The organism is Leptolyngbya sp. PL-A3, assembly GCF_039962325.1.
GTDB lineage: Bacteria > Cyanobacteriota > Cyanobacteriia > Elainellales > Elainellaceae > Vacuolonema.
This window is the reverse complement of sequence record NZ_JAMPLB010000098.1, coordinates 1-18,393: the sequence shown is the minus strand read 5'-3', so window position 1 is coordinate 18,393 and position 18,393 is coordinate 1. Positions and strand designations below refer to the sequence as shown.

Sequence of the window (18,393 nt, the reverse complement as noted above, 5' to 3'; positions counted from 1 at the left end):
TGGCCGAAACCGAACTCAGTGTTCTAGCTCGGCAATGTTTAGATCGCCGCATTGCCGATGAAGAAGCTTTACAACGAGAAATCCTGGCTTGGGAGGAGCGTAGAAATACCCAATTGCGAACCATCGATTGGCAATTTACGACCGATGATGCGCGGATTGAACTCAAACGGCTTTACCCCTCATTTCAACCTTGACACACCACTAGAGCCTGTTTGAAAAGTTGATTTTTCGTGTGCGAAGCGCACGAAAAATCAACTTTTTCAAGGAGCTTTAAAGCACACTCTAGAGTGGAAGATGCTGTAGGCAATGCCAAATCTTGAAATGGTGTTCATTCGATTCGTATTCGTGATGCTGGGGCCTACCTTGCTGGCAGGCAGCTTTGGTTTGGGCTTGTGGATTATGGCAGCCTATATCTTGCGAAAATCACAGCAGGCGCAGCATTGGCCTGAAACGATGGGTCGGGTTCTCAGTGCTGACGTTAAAGAAGTCATCATCAAACGCCAGAAGCATTATCAAACTGTTGTTTGTTATGAATACTTCGTTCAGGGACAACCCTATCAATCGCAACGCTTATCGTTTGGTAATGCGTGCCGGATAAGTGATCGTCCCACCGCCCAACAAGCTATTCGCCCCTTCCGCCCCACCATGCCTGTCAAGGTCTACTACAATCCCCGCAAGCCCCAGGAAGCCGTGTTGAAGCGGGAGAGCGATCGCACCCTCCTCTGGGCTTTAGTAGGATTTGGAGGCGTGTTCCTGGGTATGTCCCTGCTGATTGGCACCGTTGTCCTATCCAGTGCTCTAGAAACCTGTGGTTTGTCGCCTGATTCCACAGCACCCCGCCCCGGTTCACCCCGGTGGTGTTACATAAATTCGGGTTTAGTTCCCAAATAAAAGGTGTTGGTAAATGAAGCTATGCAAGGGGATGTGAAACCATAGTTTCACATCCCCTTGCATAGCTTCATTCAGTGGGCAGCATTAAGTATTGCCCATCCTGCTTGTTAGAACCGTTTCAAATATCGCTCCAGTTCCCATTCAGAAACGCGATTGCAATAGGCTTCCCATTCCTGGCTTTTGGTAGTGATGTAAGCGTCATACAGAGCTGGCCCCATCACTTCATAACTGAGAGGATCGGTGACAAAGGCTTCGATCGCCTCTCCCAACGTGCGGGGGAGCGATCGCACTCCTTTCTGCTGTAACTCCATTGGCGCGTAGGCATACATATTCTCAGTATGAGGCTCACCGGGGTCGAGCCCTTCGCGAATGCCCTCCAGCCCAGCAGCAAGAAGCATAGCCGCCGAAAGGTAGGGGTTACAGGCACTATCGGCAAGGCGACACTCAATGCGACTACCACCCAGGGGAATCCGCACCAGGCTAGTGCGATTGTTGCCATAGCTAGCATGGATGGGTGCCCAGGTGGAGCGAGAAGGTGTTCCCTTGGCAACCAGACGTTTATAACTGTTGACCGTGGGAGCCATCACTGCGGCGAGGGCAGGGGCATGTTTGAGAATTCCGGCTACAAACTGGTAGCCCTGTTGAGATAACCCCAGCCCCCGAGGATCGTCGTTGCTGAAAAACAGGTTTTCCCCGCTGGGGCTTGCCAGGGATACGTTGAAGTGGGCACCACTTCCGGCACGGTCGGCAAAAGGTTTCGGCATGAAGCTGGCTAGATAGCCATGTTTCTGGGCATATTCTCGCGCCATCAAACGGAAGAAGGTGAAGCGATCGCTCATCTTCAACCCATCTGTATAGTTGAAGTCGATCTCAAATTGGCCGTTGCCATCCTCATGGTCGAAGGAGTACACGTCCCAGTTGAGGTCGTTGATAGCTTCCACGAGTTCGTTGAGCCATGCGTAATTGTCGAGAAGGGTGGAGAGGTCATAGTAGGGGCGGGGGAGAGTGTCGCGATCGCTGACCGGCTCCCAGTTGCCTTCCAGGTCTTGCCGCAGCATATAAAATTCAGCTTCAATCCCCAGATTCAAGCGAAAGCCCATGCTACTAGCTTGGCCCAGCACTCGCTTTAAAACACCCCGGCTGCATCCCTCAAAAGGTTCACCACGAAACAGCAGATCGCTGGCAAACCAGGCAATCTCCTTGTTCCACGGCAACACAGTAGAACTGTTGGGGTCGGGTACGGCTGCCAGTTCTTCGTCATGTACCTCCTGGGGCAAACCGTCTACGGCTGCACCCACGAACAACTCCGAACCCCGCATCATCTGCTCGAAGTGGTTAATCGGCACCACTTTGCCCTTGAGCAACCCATGGATATCCACAAAGCTGGCGAGGACGTACTTGACGCCCCGCTGCTTGAGGGCATTTTTGAGGGACACCAGTTCCGGGGAGGAAAAGTCGTCCATGGGAGGGAAAAAGTTGGAATACATGGGGAAGGGGATGCCCGTTGACCGTCAACCTTACTACTTTACTGAAGGGAAGGCCCCTTCGATTGCTAAAAAAACTGGACTTTTTCGAGGAGGGACAGCTTAGCTATCTTTCCTCAAAAAAGTCCAGTTTTAATCTAGTGAAAGACATCCAGTGCTTCTAAAAATACCGGGTGTCTTTCATACAGGAGGACTTGCGCGAGCTTATTCGAGCATCGCCAGGTTACGTACAGCTCCCTGGTCGGCGCTGGTCGCTAATAGGGCATAGGCTTTAAGCGCTGCTGTCACCTTACGCTTGCGCGGTTGGGCCGGTTTCCAGGCATCTTTGCCCTTCGCTTCCATAGCTGCTCGGCGGTTGGCTAGCTCCTCATCGGAGATGTCAACATTGATGCTGCGGTTGGGGATGTCGATGAGGATGCGATCGCCATCTTCAATCAATGCAATGTTGCCACCTGCTGCCGCTTCGGGAGAAACGTGACCAATCGAGAGGCCCGAAGTACCACCGGAGAAGCGACCATCGGTTAGCAACGCACAAACCTTACCCAACTCCTTGGATTTTAGGTAGCTAGTAGGATAAAGCATTTCCTGCATGCCAGGGCCACCGCGCGGACCTTCGTAGCGAATAATCACGACATCTCCAGGAGCCACTTCGTCGCGGAGAATGCCATTGACGGCAGCATCCTGGCTTTCGTAGATGCGCGCTTTGCCCTCAAACACGAGAATGCTTTCATCGACACCAGCGGTCTTCACAATGCAACCGCGCTCGGCCAAATTGCCGTAGAGTACGGCCAATCCACCCTGTAGGCTGTAGGCGTGTTCTACATTGCGGATACAGCCGTTTTCGCGATCCAGGTCGAGGGAGGGCCAGCGGGTCGATTGGCTGAAGGCTTGCTGGGTCGGGATACCTGCGGGGCCAGCTTTGAAGAAGGTGTGAACGGCTTCATCCTGGGTACGGACGATGTCCCACTGATCGAGCGCCTCTTTCATCGTCTTGCTGTGAACCGTCGGCACGTCGGTGTGAAGCAGTCCAGCCCGATCCAGTTCGCCCAGAATGCTGGGGATACCGCCTGCCCGGTGAACATCTTCAATGTGATAGAGGGGCGTATTGGGGGCTACCTTGCAGAGTTGGGGCACCTGACGGGAGAGGCGATCGATGTCGGTCATGGTGAAATCGACCTCGGCTTCCTGGGCTGCAGCCAGCAGGTGCAGAATGGTGTTGGTGGAGCCGCCCATGGCGATATCCAGCATCATGGCGTTCTCGAAAGCTTTGAAGCTGGCGATCGAGCGGGGCAGTACCGATTCATCGTCCTGCTCGTAGTAGCGGCGAGTAATGCTAACCACGGTACGGGCCGCATTAAGGAAGAGATCCTTCCGGTCGAAATGGGTAGCCAGCACGGTGCCATTGCCAGGCAGGGAAAGGCCGATCGCCTCTGTAAGGCAGTTCATAGAGTTGGCCGTAAACATACCCGAGCAGGAGCCGCAGGTGGGGCAAGCGGAACGTTCGTACTCTTCCACAATCTCGTCGCTGACCTTATCGTTGGCGGCGACCACCATGGCGTCCACCAGATCCAGCTTGTGCTCGGAGAGCTTCGTCTTGCCCGCTTCCATGGGGCCACCGGAGACGAAGACAGCGGGAATGTTGAGACGTAGAGCCGCCATCAACATCCCAGGCGTGATTTTGTCGCAGTTGGAGATGCAGACCAGGGCATCGGCACAGTGGGCGTTGGCCATGTACTCGACGGCATCGGCAATAATCTCACGGGAGGGCAGACTGTAGAGCATGCCGTCATGGCCCATGGCAATGCCATCATCCACGGCGATGGTGTTGAATTCTTTGGCAACACCACCGGCGGCCTCGATCTCGCGGCACACCAACTGGCCCAGATCCTTCAGGTGGACGTGGCCGGGAACAAATTGGGTGAAGGAGTTGGCAACGGCAATAATAGGCTTCTCGAAATCTTCGGTCTGCATACCGGTGGCACGCCACAGCGCGCGGGCACCGGCCATGTTGCGTCCGTGGGTGGAGGTTTTAGAGCGATAGGTCGGCATGACGCATTCTACTTGTCTAGGAGATCTTATTAGTCTATTACTCGGTGGCTTACGTTTGCTAATCGTTAAATTTCAGGCCAGCAATTCTCAGTATGGGCCTCAAAGCCAGGAGTTCACGCCCTATGGGCGTGAACTCCTGGCTTTGAGGCCCGAAAACTGCGCGCCAAAGGCGCGCAGTTTTCGGGCCTGATTTCAAAATGAGAATTGCTGATTTCTGGCTGCAATTCTCATCTTATGCAGGCTTCTTTTGTGAAGCGGGCAAGATACCTACTTCACAAAAGAAGCTTTTGCTTAGGACATCAAGCAAAATGAGAGTTGCTAAATTTTTATAGTGCAGTAATAAAAATCTCAGTGCCTGACAAAACCTCTAAACCCAAAATTTTCGTTGTAAGGGCGAAATCTCTACAACGAAAAAATCTGGGTTTTAGACGTAGTTTTATTTTTTGGCTGTACTGAGAATAAAAATACTTCAGCCAGCTCCTGGATGGCATTGCTCAAGCGGGCTCATCCCTCATTCAGTGAGCCTCAGTCCTTTGAAAGGGTAGCGATCGCCCCTCCCAATACCTGTTCCATTTGGCTGAATTTTGGTGCACCTCAGTATGAACTTCAGGCTGGATTTTAGAGAACCTAATTCCTCATCCTTGGAAAGATAAGACAGATAACCGGAGCCTACCTTTTAGGAGACGTCAAGCCAAACTTGGTTTCGTAAGGTAACGAGTACAAGGCTTATGTTGGCGGTTGCAACTTATGAGTTGGCGATCGTACAGCAACCATTAAGCTTTATTCAAAGATTTTGATGACGTTTGGCCCGCTGCATCCAGGTGCCGACGCAACCTGGCTTCATTGCTAGGCAGGCTACGAACGGGTTCATTGCATACCTTTTCATATCGCCGAGGAGTATTCCCATGGCTGCACGTTATTTCGCTCTTATGAGTGGTCTTGCCTATTTATTAGTAGGCGTTCTTGGATTTATCCCTGGATTGGTGGGAATGCCCTATGCGGCCCCCGAATTAGCCGTTGGAGCAGGCTTTGGCTATTTGTTCGGGCTGTTCCCCATTAACGTATTGCACAACCTGGTGCATCTAGGTGTTGGGGTTTGGGGCTTGGCCTCCTATCCCCGCTATGAAAGCGCACAAACCTTCAGCAAGGGCTTGGCCGTTTTCTATGGCTTGCTGGCTATTATGGGCTTGATTCCGGTATTAAATACCACCTTTGGTTTGATTCCTATCTACAGCCATGACATTTGGCTCCATGCGGTAACAGCTCTGTTAGCTGGAATCGTCGGCTTTGCAGTGCCCAACAACCCCGCTGCTAAGGTCGAAGACCGCATCGCCGCAGGGACGGGGACGCACGGTCAATAACAGCGATTGCGCTCGCTGTGCCCCCCTAACATCCGGTGGCGATCGCCCCTCCTCGCCACCGGATTGCTGCAACTAGGCGCTAAACCCGCCGATTCCAACATGTTGTACACCTACACGGAGCCCTTCAATGGATCCCAAACAACTAAGCCATGAGCTACGGGAAGAAACTGGCCCGCTGATGCGGAGCCGTCGCCAAATCATCAGCCTGTCTATGTTGGGCGGTGCGATGGGGCAACTGGTTTCTCTCTATCAAACGGGTGTTATCAAGCATCTGCCCGATCCTCCAGGCGAGTTGTTTGATGCCGATCGCGTAGATGCGTCGAACTATGCCTATAGCCGCCTCGACACGCCGGATGGTCTGATGATGGTAACCAACTATGCCATCACCGCCTGGTTAGCCGGAGCCGGGGGCAAAGATCGGGCTCGTCGTAACCCACTGTTGCCGATCGCTATGGGAGTCAAACTCCTATTCGACTCCGTTGTAGCCGCAGAACTTGCCCGGGAAGAGTGGGCTGAAAATAAAGCTTTCTGCGAATACTGTCAGGTCGCATCTCTCGCTTCATTTGCCTCGCTCATCATCGCCTGGCCTGAAGTGAAACTGGCAATTCAGACGTTGATGAATAAGGCTCCTGAATCGCCTGCTGAAGAAAGTTAATTCCTGCTGGTAGTTCCTTATCTGGCATACGAAGGATCAGCGCTAACCCACGTTAACTTCCGATTTGCTGATTGGTATGCCTGGCATACCAATCAGCAATACCAACCAACACCCATGTCCGAATCGTGTTTGTGCGTCTAGCACATCAACAATCCATACCAACCAGTATCAAGGAGATTCAGTGATGTCCGATATCGATGATCCCAAATCAGATGCCGAAGCGCTTTTAGAAGAAACCGCTGATAATCCCGGAGCTCGCTTAGCCGCGCTCCGGATGAATCCCAAAATGGGTCTGGAAGAAGCACGCAATGCTGCCGAAGGTGAAGGGCCTAATGCTATGGGTGGAGGTGCTCCCAACCCCGACGAGGATCGGGTTGCCAGCACCTACAGCCCGGAAGGTTCCCCACTGCCTAATCCTCAAATTCCGTTCGCAGATGGAGCTTCTAGCGACGACCCATCTGACACGAATCAATAAAGTTAATGGACTATTCAGGTAAGTTCTAAGGTTGTCTCAGCTAAGCGATCGCATCTGGAAGGAATGCGATCGCTTTTCTTCTTAACCAGCGTTCAATCCACTCCGTCCGGCCCTGTACTTGGGAGGTTCCTGCATAAGAATTTACCCAGGATGTTGGTGCTTGGCCCGCTTCGCGGGCCAAGCACCAACATCCTGGGGGTAATTTCATTGTTGGAAATCTCCTTAGTAAATAGCCGTTTAAACTAGAAATAGGCACACCTCAAAGTTAATGTAGCGATCGCATGACAGCCACACAACCAGAGCAGGCTCAGCAGGCTCTTAAAAGGATTTATCTCATCAGTGGTCTGGGAGCTGATGAGCGTTTGTTTGAGCGGTTGAAATGGGAAGGCTATGAGCCCGTTCACATTCACTGGGAAAAGCCTCAACGGCAGGAGTCCATTGAAGACTACGCTAAGCGCCTGGCTGGGCAAATCACCACTCCCTGTCCTACTATTGTGGGCCTCTCCTTTGGTGGCATTATTGCCATTGAGATTGCCAAGCAAATTGACGTGGAATCGGTGATTGTCATTTCCAGCGCTAAAACGAGTTTAGAAATCCCTACGTATTTCAAGCTATTTCGCTGGTTTCCCATCTATCGCTGGTTTCCGTTCAAGCAAGTCCTGTGGGCTCTTTACTGGGTACTTTACTGGTTCTTTGGGGTGAGCAAACCTGAAGACCGCCAGTTGTTGAAGGCGGTTTTGATGGATACCGATATCGATTTTCTGCGGTGGGCCATGGAGCGGGTTGTGATGTGGAACAACAGTGTTGTTCCCGAACGCCTCTACCATGTGCATGGTATGGGCGATCGCATCTTCCCTCTTCGCTGGGCCAAACCTGATCTGCGAATTAATCAGGGCGGCCATCTGATGGTCTGGAACCAGGCAGAAGAACTTTCAACTTCGCTAGCTAAAATTCTCGCCCAGCACCAGCAACCCGAAAAACCTACACCTCTGCTGGTAACGGAATAAATTCTGATTCGGCAGGCACGGGAGGAAAGCGCCCGGCCTTCCAATCCTGTTTGGCCTGCTCAACACGTTCGGGACGGCTTGAGACGAAGTTCCACCATTTGATGCGATCGCCTACAGGTCCGCCCACTACCACACAGCGGGCAGGGTCAGAAGAGGCGATCGTCACTTCGCTACCGGGTTGCAGAATTGCCATTTGATACTGGGCCAGGGGTTCTCCATCAATACTCAACCCTGAGGTCACTGTATAAACAGCGCGTTCGCTATAATCCGCTGGCACGGTAAACTGTCCCTTCTTAGAAAACACCGCATCCAAATAGAGAATAGGTGAAAAGGCTTTGACGGGAGAAACATGCCCGAAGAATTGGCCTGCAACGACCGTGATGGTCACGCCATCCAATTGGCAGGTCGGAATTTCGCTAGCCGGGTAATGCTGGAATGAGGGCTCTACCTCTTCGTTGGCCTCGGGTAGGGCAATCCAGGTCTGAATACCGTGGAGGTGGGAGGATTGTTGGCGATCGCGCTCCGGTGTTCGCTCCGAGTGGGTAATCCCTCGGCCCGCTGTCATCCAGTTCACGGCTCCCGGCTGGATTTCCTGTACCGATCCCACACTGTCGCGATGCAATATCGCCCCTTCAAACAGATAAGTTACCGTCGCTAAATTAATGTGGGGATGTGGTCGCACATCCATGCCCTGCCCCGGCGGAAAAACCGCAGGCCCCATGTGATCAAAAAAAATGAATGGCCCCACCATCGATCGGGTTCCATGGGGTAACGAGCGTCGTACCTGAAACCCACCCAAATCCTGCACATGCGGTTCGAGAATCTGCGCAATGGAGGTTACCATAGGAGTTTGCCCAACAACACTGAGCTGATTATTTCACATAAGACAGGTGGCCGTACTTTAAGCATAAAACTCAAATGCTGTGCTGCCTGCGAAGCAGGCAGCACAGCATTTGAGTTTTATGCTTGGCTACTCGGCGGTGACGTAGGCTGCCGTGATGCCACCATCTACCAGGAAGGTGGAACCATTCACAAAGGATGACTCATCACTGGCGAGGAAGAGAGCCGCGTTGGCAATTTCAGGAGCTTTTGCGAAGCGGCCGGGGGGAATGTGGACTAAGCGGCGCTGACGACGAGCGGGGTCAGCTAGGAGTTCTTCGAGCAAGGGTGTTTCCACAGGGCCGGGGCATAGTGCATTCACACGGATGTTCTGGCGGGCGAACTCTACGGCAATTTCGCGAGTCATCGAGAGAACGCCGCCTTTGCTGGCGGTGTAGGCAGTTTGCGAGGTCGCTGCTCCCAAAATGGCTACAAAGGAAGCAGTATTAATGATCGAGCCTCCACCTGCTCGGAGCAGGGCCGGAATGCCATATTTGCAGCCTAAAAAGACACCTTTTAAGTTGATATTCATGGTCAAATCCCAAATGGCTTCTTCTGTGTCCAACACAGAGCCATCGTCAGGGTGAAAAATTCCGGCGTTATTGAACAGCACATTCAATCTGTCATAGGCTGATTCCGCAGCTTCAATCATCGCTTTTGTATCGGCAGCTTTCGAGACATCAGCACGGACAAAAGTTGCTTGCCCACCGGCCTCCTCGATTAAGGCAACGGTTTCATGACCCCCTGTTTCATTAACATCGCTGACGACCACTTGCGCCCCTTCCTTAGCAAATAGCAACGCTGATTCCCGGCCAATACCACTCCCTGCCCCTGTAATCAGAGCAACTTTATTCGCTAAACGCATACATACTCCTGGAATCACAAAATACTGCTATAGCACTGTGCCTGTAGATTTATCATGTTGATGTGTCGCACCATACATCAACGTCTTTCAGGGGATGCGATCGCACTTTGCTACATAGCAAATAGTTCTTGAATGGCGAAATAGGTGTGCCCATTCCACCAGCAGTTCTCAGTATGGGCATCAAAGCCAAGAGTTCGCGCCCGTAGGGCACGAACTCTTGGCTTTGATGCCCGAAAACCACGCGCCCTTGGCGCGCGGTTTTCGGGCCTGATTCCAAAATGAGAATTGCTGCCATTCCACCGTTCAAGAACTATTGAGCCTTAAATTGTGCATCAAAACTCAGAAGGGCAGTTTTTCTATCGCTTCGCGACAGAAAAACTGCCCTTCTGAGTTTTAGAAAGGTGCAGGATAGGAGCTTCTCCCAGGGCAGAGCCGTTTTGAGTTCTACCCTGCGAAATGTGACTAAAGGGCGGCGCTTGACTGCTTCCGCTCCCGCGCCGCTTCCACTAACCCCTGAAATAGGCGTTGATGTACGGGGTCTTGGGGAGATAATTCTGGATGCCATTGCACGGCTACAAGCCAGGGATGATGCCGATGCTCCACTGCTTCGACGACACCATCATCAGCGCGGGCGGCAGCTTGCCAGCAATCCGGTAGCGTGCGAACGGCCTGGTGATGCCAGGACATTACAACCAGATTCGTGACCTGAAGGATTTTGGCTAAGCGTGTTTCAGCCTCTATCTGAGCCGGATGGGTGATAGGGCGACGAGGGTTATCAAGACGGTGGGCCACTTGATCCCCATATACATCGGGGACGTGGGGAACGAGAGCGGCTCCTGTTGCCACGCTGAGGAGTTGCATGCCGCGACAAATTCCCAAAACGGGAATATCCCGTTGAAGTACCTGTTGAGCCAGGGCCAGCTCAAAATTATCCCGTTCTTCATCGACCAGATAAATGGTGTGATGGTGGTCACCGTCGTAGCGTTCGGGTGCAATATCACCGCCCCCGGCAAAAATTAAGCCATCAATGACTTCTAAAAACGGGGTCGGGTCGGCTTGCAGGGGAGGGAGTAGCAGGGGAAGGCCACCTGCTAATTGCACAGCGTCTATGTAGGCAGCAGGAAGGGTAAATTCGCCAGCCTCGCTGCGACTATAGGTGGTTATGCCAATGATGGGCGATCGCATATCTCAATTAAACTCCGTTTTGCTTGACAATACCTTCACCATTTTTTTCAAGCTCCTAATTTGGCATACGCGTTGGACACACAAAATTAAGGACTTGAGAAAAATGGCAAGCATGTTGGCTTGAAACCTGGAGTTTTTCCAGGGAAACAAGAATGGCTGTTTTCGAGCGCCATGCGTTGTACGGCACTTCAAAACGCCTATAACTTAAACTGAGTTAATTACGCGTTATTCGTCATTGTGTGCCTGGACAGGCAATTCAATGACAAATTCCGTGCCTTCGCCTGGGGTCGAGGTGAAGCGCAACGTGCCCCCGTGACGCTCAGTGATAATTTGGCGACAAATAGCTAACCCTAACCCGGTGCCTTTGCCAAGAGCTTTAGTGGTAAAGAAGGGGGTGAAAATTTGTTCTTGAACTTCTGGAGGAATGCCAGGCCCGTTGTCCTGAATACTAATCATCACCCAACCCGATCTAACAACATCGGTGTGGACAGAAATAGTAGGAGTATATTCAGGAGTGAGTTGATTTTTAGCGGGTGTTGTTCCTTGTAGAGCATCAATCGCATTCACCAACACATTCATGAAGACCTGATTCAACTGACCTGGAAAACATTCCACGAGAGGTAAGTTTCCATATTTACGCTGAACCTGAATACCGGGTTTCTTGGATTGAGATTTTAATCGATTGCTTAACAGAAGTAGAGTATTATCAATTCCTTCATGTAAATCTGTACTTTTATATTCCTCATCATCAAAGCGAGAAAAACGCTTTAGTGCTTTGATAATTTCAGAGGTGCGATCCGCACCGATTTGCATAGAGCTAAGTAGTTTAGGTAGATCTTCTTTGAGAAATTCTAAGTCGATCTGTTCTGCGGTTTTCTCAATGTCTGGGGGTGGCTCTGGATAGGCGAGTTGGTAAAGATTGAGAATGTTCAGTAAGTCCAGCATGTAATGCTGGGCATGGGACAGGTTGCCAACCAGAAAGTTGAGGGGATTATTCAATTCGTGGGTCACACCAACCAGCATCTGTCCCAGGGTCGCCATCTTATCGGCCTGAATCAGGTTGTGGGTCGTGGCATTTACTTCAGAGCGTGAAATGACGATGAATACCTTCCAGTACACTTCCGGAACATGGAAGAGAAAGGCGATCGCGGGTTCCTGCAATAGCCCATCTCGATCCAGTTCGTATTTTTGAAAAAGGTAGTCGGTGCGATCGCTACTGTTTAATGGATCTGCCAGGATGGCAGCAAACATCTGCCCTTCCTCATACTCCATATCAGAGCCTTGGCTCAAAATTTGTGCAATGTCAGCATAGGAAGATGAGCGAGCGGAAGCTTCTCCCAGGACTACCCCATCCATCTCGTTGACCATGGTGAGGAAGGGCGAGAACAGTGGAAAAGTTTCGACAAATTCGTGAATTGAAATAAATTTTTCCAGTTTTTTCCCATGACGGGTGGTGTAGGTTCGTGTCACCTGCTCACGATCTGGAAACGTAATAAATTGATTATTTCGGTCCAATATGAAAATATAGCCGCCAGATTTTTGTTGCCACCAATTAACCCTGGTTTGCAGGCTTTCTAATGTGAGATCAACAGTGACAACCCCAGCAAAGTTTGCATCTTTAAAGATGGGGGTGGTGCAGGTGATCATCAACTCACGAGAGTAGGGGTCCATATAGGATTTACTCCAAAGGCTCTGGCCGGGTTTAGCATACGGTCCTACTACATACCAGCTTTCACGGTGATAACCCGCTTCAGCTTGATTGTAACCATCCAAAAAAACTAAGGTTCCGGCAGAATTTCGAGCCCAAAAAAAGCTGCAGCGTTCTTTATCGGGATGAAATTGATAGGGTTCGAACCAGATGCCACCGCCTGCAATGAGGCGATCGCCCTGATAGTTCAGCACTTCTGGCACAACCTGCTGAATGAGTTCATCGTGAGGTGGTAAATGGGCAACGGTTAGGGCGATACTACGGGCTAATGTTTCCATCTCTCGCAACTGTGTAAAGAGATGGAGAATGAACGCACTCCCAATCTGCCCTGTGAGTTGCGATGACTCTAGAAGAAACGGATTTTTGAGCTGAGGACTCATGTTTAAAGGCGTGCCGCAGGTTACCGAATACGTTTTATATTGTCCCGTATTGGTTAATACTTCTAGATTAAAAGACGCTCTCAGTAAAAAAAGGTGCGCATCCAATTATCTCTTACCTGAGGCTCAATTCTGGCTTGACCCTTAATAAACATCTTGAAGAATTTTTTGAAGGAGATTTACTGTGATTAACCTCAGTTCGGGATAAGCGGCAGTGCTCATTTTGGCGTGCGCTTTGCGCACGCCAAAATGAGCGTTTTCGAGTGCCGCGCAACGCGCGGCACTCGAAAACGCCCTTAATCCGAACTCAGGTTAATTAACTTCAGTCTGGACTAAGCTGAAGTGCCCATTTTGACATGCGCTTTGTGCATGTCAAAATGGGCGTTTTTGAGTGCTGTGTAACCTATGTCACTGGAAAATGCCCTTAACCCGAAATTAGGTTAATGGCTCATTAAGCCTATCAGTCGCTTAACTCATCGGGCCCAAGATACTGTAATGCTCGTTTGGTAGACATTTCAGCATTTTGGGCCTGATATTTAGTGATAGCCGTCTACGGACTAAGCCCGTTCAAAGTAGCGGGCACGCTCCCAACTCGTGACAATCTCATCAAATTTACGTTGTTCTGTGCGGAAGAAATGTAAGTAATGTTCCACGACCTCATTTCCTAAGGCTACGCGTACCCACTCGCTTTTACTTAATTCATGAATAGCTTCATTGAGCGTCTTCGGTACCTGTTGTAATCCCTGCGCTTCGTACACATCCCCTTCAAACATCGGGGGTGGTTCAATCTGATTTTTGATGCCGTCTAGCCCCGCTGCCAGGGTCACGGCATAAGCTAAATAGGGGTTGGCATCGGCTCCCGGCGCTCGACACTCAATGCGTAGTGCTGGACCATGACCGAGCACACGAAAACCGGCGGTGCGGTTGTCGTAGGAGCAAGCGATACCTGTAGGTGCGAAGGAACCTGCCACATAGCGTTTGTAGGACGTGGGATAGGGGGCGTAGAAGGCAAAGATTTCGCGAATGTGGGCCATCCATCCTCCCAGGAACCAGCGGAATAGCGGTGACCCATGTACTTTGCCGTAGGGTTCATCCCCCGGAAACAACGGCATCTCTCCGGCCTTATCCCACAGGCTGACGTGCAGGTGCATACTGGACCCGGCATAGCGCTCGTCCCACTTGGCCATGAAGGTAATGGCAACTTCGTTGAGCCAGGCAATTTCCTTCGCAGCATGTTTGTAGAGAACATGACGATCGCACATCTCCAAAAAGTCTGCATAGCGCAGGTTAATCTCCTGTTGCCCCGGCCCCCATTCCCCTTTGGAAAACTCCACGGGGATGCCAGAACGATCGAGGTGTTTGCGAATTTCCCCAATCACAAACTCTTCTTTGGTGCCCTGAAAGATGTGGTAGTCCTCAATGTAATGGCCAATCGGTTCCAGGTCGTGGTAGTTCTTGGCCCGTGCTTCTTCAAAGGTGTCGTTAAAGACGTAGAGTTCCAGTTCAGATGCGCCCATCAGGGTGTAGCCGAGGGAGTGGGCGATCGCTAACTGATGCTTCAAGATATTGCGAGGAGCCACCGCAACAGGTACATCTTCCTCTTCGTTAATCACATCGCACAACACAATGGCGGTGTCTTCCAGCCAGGAGGCTCGGCGCAAAGTGCTGAGGTCAGGCACCAGGCGAAAGTCACCATAACCTGTAGCCCAACTGGTAAAGGCATATCCGGGTACGGGGTCCATCTCCATATCGCAGGCCAGCAGATAGTCACAGGCATGAACGCTGTGTTTCAACACGTCATTCACAAAGTAATGGCCGGTAATGCGCTTGCCCATGAGCCGACCGTAGAGATCGGGAAAAACCGTCAGAATGGTTTCAATGTGTTCATCTTCAACCAGTTGTATCAGTTCTTCGACGGTGAGCATTCCGCGGGGTGGGAGTTTGTTCATGGGAAGCCAAAGATGAAAAACAACAGGATGTGAAAATTGGTCGTGAGAATTTACACCAAATTTTTGCCAGACTAATCTGCAATAAAGACACTTTTCAGTTCGCTGTAATGCTCCAAAACGGCGAGGCCCAATTCTCGGCCCAACCCGCTTTGTTTGTAGCCGCCGAACGGAGCTTCTAAATGAACGCTGTGGCCGGTGTTGATGGAGATGACACCCGTTTCGATGGCTTTGGCAACACGGAGGGCACGGCTGATGTCGCGCGTCCAAAGGGAGCCAGAGAGCCCGTAGAGACTCTGATTAGCGATCGCCACTGCTTCCGCTTCTGTGTCGAAGGGCATGGCACATAGCACCGGGCCAAAGATTTCCTCACGAAAAACTTTCATCTCGGGGGTGACATCGGCAAACAAGGTGGGTTGCAGGTAGGCTCCATCCTTCAGCGCTTCCTGTATAGGAGGCGCGCCACCGACAATGAGTTTTGCCCCTTCAGACTTGCCGGAGTCAATGTAGAACTGGACGCGATCGCGCTGCCCCATCGACACCAGAGATCCTATTTCGGTGTCATTCTCTAAGGGCAAGCCCAGCTTTAAGTCCTTGAAGGCGGCTTCCAGACGCTAGATAAACTCGGTGTAGATGGGGCGTTCGACCAGGAGGCGCGATCGTGCGCAACAGTCCTGTCCGGCATTTCCCAACACGCTCCATACGGCTTTGGGGACGGCTTTATCCAAATCCGCATCAGCAAAGACGAGATTAGCGGATTTGCCTCCCAGTTCCAGGGTGACGCGCTTAATATCCTCCGCAGCCAGCCGCATGGCCTGTTTTCCAACCTCCGTAGAGCCTGTGAAGGAGATTTTGCGCACAAGCGGATGGCGGATCAGGGCTTCTCCAGCTTCAGTACCCGAACCGGGGACGATGTTGAAGACGCCTGAAGGAACGCCTGCTTCTAAGGCCAATTCGCCCAACCGTAGCGCGGTAAGAGGGGTCAGGCTGGCAGGCTTTAGCACCAGGGTATTACCCATGGCCAGGGCCGGGGCAACTTTCCAGGCAGTAATGGCGAGGGGAAAATTCCAGGGTGCAATCAGCCCACACACGCCGATGGGTTCCCGAAAGGTGAGGCTGGTGCCTGCCGCAGCAACGGGGTTAATGGTGCCCCCAATTTTGTTAATCGCTCCGGCATAAAACTCAAAGCAATCCGCTGTGAGATCTACCTCTTCTCGTGCTTCGCGAATAGGTTTGCCTACATTGCGGCTCTCTAACTGGGCGAGGCTCTCCCGCTCATTACGAATTAAACGCGCCAGGTTCAAGAGGATTTGGGTGCGATCGCGACTATTCACCCGTCGCCACTCGCTCCGGGCCTGCTCTGCGACCTGTACGGCCCGATCAATATCCTCGGCTCCTCCCCTAGCTACGGTTTTCCAGGCTTCCCCTGTTGCGGGGTCGATCAGCGTCGTTTGTTGACCTGAGAGAGCGGCGGTGCGATCGCCTCCAATTAAAAGCAATTCATCTGTCACGAACAACTACCTTTGAGGTTGTGATGGAAGAAACCGTTCATTCTTCGTGTGCATAGCACACGAAGAATGAACGTTCTACTGATGCATATGGGGACTATGGGTCTGCTCAATTTCTCGCATGGCGTGACCAACTAAGGCATCTTCTTCTTCGGGGGCCCGAGCGACCAGCTTCTTGCGGCTGTAAAACACGAAGTAGGCAATCATTGTTGCCAGGAAAATGGCGACACCCCAAACCCCAGGACGGTAGGCGGCATCTGAGAAACAGGCCAGCAGGGCAACGAGGGATAGCACAGCACCAACAGCCGCACCAGGAATCCCCAAAGGGCTGAGGTAAGGACGGTTCAATTGGGGGCGAGTAATTTTGAGCCGGATGTAAGCGAGCATCACCATCGTGTAGGAAATTACCGCTCCAAACACTGCCATATTCAGCAGGGCCGGGCCAACCGTGGCTCCTCCAAACTGAATCATAAAGGCACAGGCTAAACCAATGAAACTGCTAACGATAACGGCGATCGCCGGAGTATGCCACTTGCTGACAATTGACATCCAGCGGGGATAGTAGCCCGCCCGTGATAGGGAAAACATGACTCGCCCCGCCGCATAGAGAATGGTATGGAAACTAGCAACCAAACCTGTCAATGCCGCAATGGTCAGCAATCGAAAGATCAGCCCATCCCCAAAAATCACCCGAAAGCCGTCGGCAATAGGGGCACCGCTCACCCCAATCGCAGCAGCCCCAGTCAACGTTGTCCCATCCGCAGCCGTCACCTCGACAGGAAGCCCCGGATTGAGCACCAACACCAGCAGCGATAGACCCAACAGGGTGGCAATGCCCCAGATTAAGGCTTTCGGAATGTCACGCACTGTGTTGTGGGCTTCCTCTGCAGCCAGGGGCAACTGTTCAATTGCTAGATAAAACCACATGGCATAAGGTAGAGCTTTGAAAACCCCAATACCCCCAAAAGGTAGCCAGGCAGGATTGTTACCCTCAGGTGGAATATTGAACAGCAAACTACCATCAAACTTGCCGGAGAAGATAACAGAAATCCCAAAGATAATCAGGATGGCGGCGGCGATCGCCGTGACCACCATGCCAACTTTCAGGGTCAACTCAACCCCACGGATATTAATAAAGGCAAACAGTGCGTAGTACAGCACCCACCACACGGGCACAGGCACCCCAGGAATCAGGGTTTGCATATAGGCTCCGATGAAGAATACGACCACGGCTGGAGTGATCACATATTCAATGGTGTCGGTGACGCCACAAACAAACCCACCCAACGGTCCGAAGGCATTTCGTGTAAAAGAGTAGAACCCACCGGCATGAGGTAATGCAGCGGTTAACTCTGCAATACTGAACACCATGCAGACATACATCACTGCCATGAGAAGGGTGCCGATCGCCAATCCACCAAAACCACCTGCCCCAAGTCCAAAGTTCCAGCCCGAGAAATCACCGGAGATAACGGCTCCGACACCTAAAGCCCATAGCAAAATCCACCCAGCACTGCGACGTAATTTTCTTTTTTCTAGATAATCATCGCCAACATCTTCATAGCGAACAAAACCGCCTTTTTGATCGGGATCGTTCATAATAGGGTCTCAGAAGAAATAAATGTCTGTGGAATGCCGAGAAGAATGATGGGCAATAAAATATCACGGAGTCCTCTCACCCTTTTGCCCATGTAGAACACCTTAAGCTTTTCTTTGTAAAAGCTGTGGAATTCTATTTCAATCATCCCAGGGTTCGTTTTAAGGGTTGTTTTTGGTACACAAAAAAACTTAAAACCAGTTTTAAAGGGGCTTCAGTTTGCCTATGTTTGAAGTTGCAAGGTGCTTTGTGCCTTCCAACTTCAAACATAGGTTGATCTCCGCCGTTAAGTACTAGTGGGTCATCTGGCGTGAGTATTGCCATTTCAGGTGGAGCATTTCAGGCCACCAAGGACTGGGTTACAGCCCCAGACCCTCCTAATCGATGCTTAGGTCGTTTAGATCGC

15 protein-coding genes and 2 pseudogenes are annotated in these 18,393 nt (G+C 51.5%); 7 read left to right on the top strand and 10 right to left on the bottom strand.

Annotated features, from left to right (window positions below; genetic code table 11):
• Together NDI52_RS32225 and NDI52_RS32220 are read left to right on the top strand one after the other, a co-directional pair.
• Positions 1 to 194 (top strand): annotated as a pseudogene (locus tag NDI52_RS32225) (IS630 family transposase); the annotation flags it as partial.
• Positions 195 to 306: 112 nt separating this feature from the next.
• The gene (locus NDI52_RS32220) at positions 307 to 891 is read left to right on the top strand and encodes a DUF3592 domain-containing protein (RefSeq protein ID WP_190769810.1); all 585 of its coding nucleotides are present in this window, start codon (positions 307 to 309) and stop codon (positions 889 to 891) included.
• A 107-nt stretch (positions 892 to 998) separates the two neighbouring features.
• Here the strand turns inward: NDI52_RS32220 and glnT are convergent, their stop codons facing one another.
• Positions 999 to 2,354, bottom strand: a complete 1,356-nt coding sequence (glnT, locus tag NDI52_RS32215) for a type III glutamate--ammonia ligase (RefSeq protein ID WP_190769809.1) — start codon at positions 2,352 to 2,354, stop codon at positions 999 to 1,001.
• A 225-nt stretch (positions 2,355 to 2,579) separates the two neighbouring features.
• Positions 2,580 to 4,424 carry a dihydroxy-acid dehydratase gene (ilvD, locus tag NDI52_RS32210; protein ID WP_190769808.1) on the bottom strand — a complete coding sequence of 615 codons (1,845 nt, stop codon included), beginning with the start codon at positions 4,422 to 4,424 and terminating at the stop codon, positions 2,580 to 2,582.
• Between the two features lie 484 nt (positions 4,425 to 4,908).
• Between ilvD and NDI52_RS32205 the strand changes: the two genes are divergently transcribed.
• The 4 genes from NDI52_RS32205 (at position 4,909) to NDI52_RS32190 (ending at position 6,915) form a co-directional block, all read left to right on the top strand.
• The gene (locus NDI52_RS32205; protein WP_190770224.1) at positions 4,909 to 5,046 is read left to right on the top strand and encodes a hypothetical protein; all 138 of its coding nucleotides are present in this window, start codon (positions 4,909 to 4,911) and stop codon (positions 5,044 to 5,046) included.
• 283 nt (positions 5,047 to 5,329) lie between these two features.
• A complete protein-coding gene (locus NDI52_RS32200) occupies positions 5,330 to 5,785 on the top strand; it encodes a DUF4383 domain-containing protein (protein ID WP_190770223.1) in 456 nt (151 codons plus the stop codon).
• Between the two features lie 127 nt (positions 5,786 to 5,912).
• Complete coding sequence (locus NDI52_RS32195) at positions 5,913 to 6,440, top strand: vitamin K epoxide reductase family protein (RefSeq protein ID WP_190770222.1); 528 nt, start codon at positions 5,913 to 5,915, stop codon at positions 6,438 to 6,440.
• 184 nt (positions 6,441 to 6,624) lie between these two features.
• On the top strand, positions 6,625 to 6,915 hold the full coding sequence (locus NDI52_RS32190; protein ID WP_190770221.1) for a hypothetical protein: 291 nt from the start codon (positions 6,625 to 6,627) through the stop codon (positions 6,913 to 6,915).
• A gap of 40 nt (positions 6,916 to 6,955) precedes the next feature.
• On the opposite strand, the gene NDI52_RS32185 is transcribed toward NDI52_RS32190, so the two are convergent.
• Complete coding sequence (locus NDI52_RS32185) at positions 6,956 to 7,123, bottom strand: hypothetical protein (protein WP_348257006.1); 168 nt, start codon at positions 7,121 to 7,123, stop codon at positions 6,956 to 6,958.
• Between the two features lie 73 nt (positions 7,124 to 7,196).
• On the opposite strand from NDI52_RS32185, the gene NDI52_RS32180 reads away from it, so the two are divergent.
• Positions 7,197 to 7,922 carry an alpha/beta hydrolase gene (locus tag NDI52_RS32180; protein WP_190770219.1) on the top strand — a complete coding sequence of 242 codons (726 nt, stop codon included), beginning with the start codon at positions 7,197 to 7,199 and terminating at the stop codon, positions 7,920 to 7,922.
• On the opposite strand, the gene NDI52_RS32175 is transcribed toward NDI52_RS32180, so the two are convergent.
• The 7 genes and pseudogenes from NDI52_RS32175 to NDI52_RS32145 form a co-directional block, all read right to left on the bottom strand.
• Positions 7,897 to 8,766, bottom strand: coding sequence for a pirin family protein (locus NDI52_RS32175; protein WP_190770218.1), 870 nt, complete (start codon positions 8,764 to 8,766; stop codon positions 7,897 to 7,899). The genes NDI52_RS32180 and NDI52_RS32175 overlap by 26 nt on opposite strands.
• 126 nt (positions 8,767 to 8,892) lie before the next feature.
• On the bottom strand, positions 8,893 to 9,666 hold the full coding sequence (locus tag NDI52_RS32170; protein ID WP_190770217.1) for a glucose 1-dehydrogenase: 774 nt from the start codon (positions 9,664 to 9,666) through the stop codon (positions 8,893 to 8,895).
• A 462-nt stretch (positions 9,667 to 10,128) separates the two neighbouring features.
• Entirely contained in the window at positions 10,129 to 10,851 is a 723-nt protein-coding gene (locus NDI52_RS32165) for a gamma-glutamyl-gamma-aminobutyrate hydrolase family protein (RefSeq protein ID WP_190770216.1), read from the bottom strand.
• Positions 10,852 to 11,076: 225 nt separating this feature from the next.
• Positions 11,077 to 12,939 (bottom strand): ATP-binding protein, encoded by a 1,863-nt coding sequence (locus tag NDI52_RS32160; protein WP_190770215.1) that lies wholly within the window; start codon positions 12,937 to 12,939, stop codon positions 11,077 to 11,079.
• 554 nt (positions 12,940 to 13,493) lie between these two features.
• On the bottom strand, positions 13,494 to 14,885 hold the full coding sequence (locus NDI52_RS32155; RefSeq protein WP_190770214.1) for a glutamine synthetase family protein: 1,392 nt from the start codon (positions 14,883 to 14,885) through the stop codon (positions 13,494 to 13,496).
• A 71-nt stretch (positions 14,886 to 14,956) separates the two neighbouring features.
• Positions 14,957 to 16,393, bottom strand: a pseudogene (locus NDI52_RS32150) (aldehyde dehydrogenase family protein).
• Between the two features lie 75 nt (positions 16,394 to 16,468).
• A complete protein-coding gene (locus tag NDI52_RS32145) occupies positions 16,469 to 17,989 on the bottom strand; it encodes an amino acid permease (RefSeq protein WP_190770212.1) in 1,521 nt (506 codons plus the stop codon).
• Positions 17,990 to 18,393: the final 404 nt, after the last annotated feature.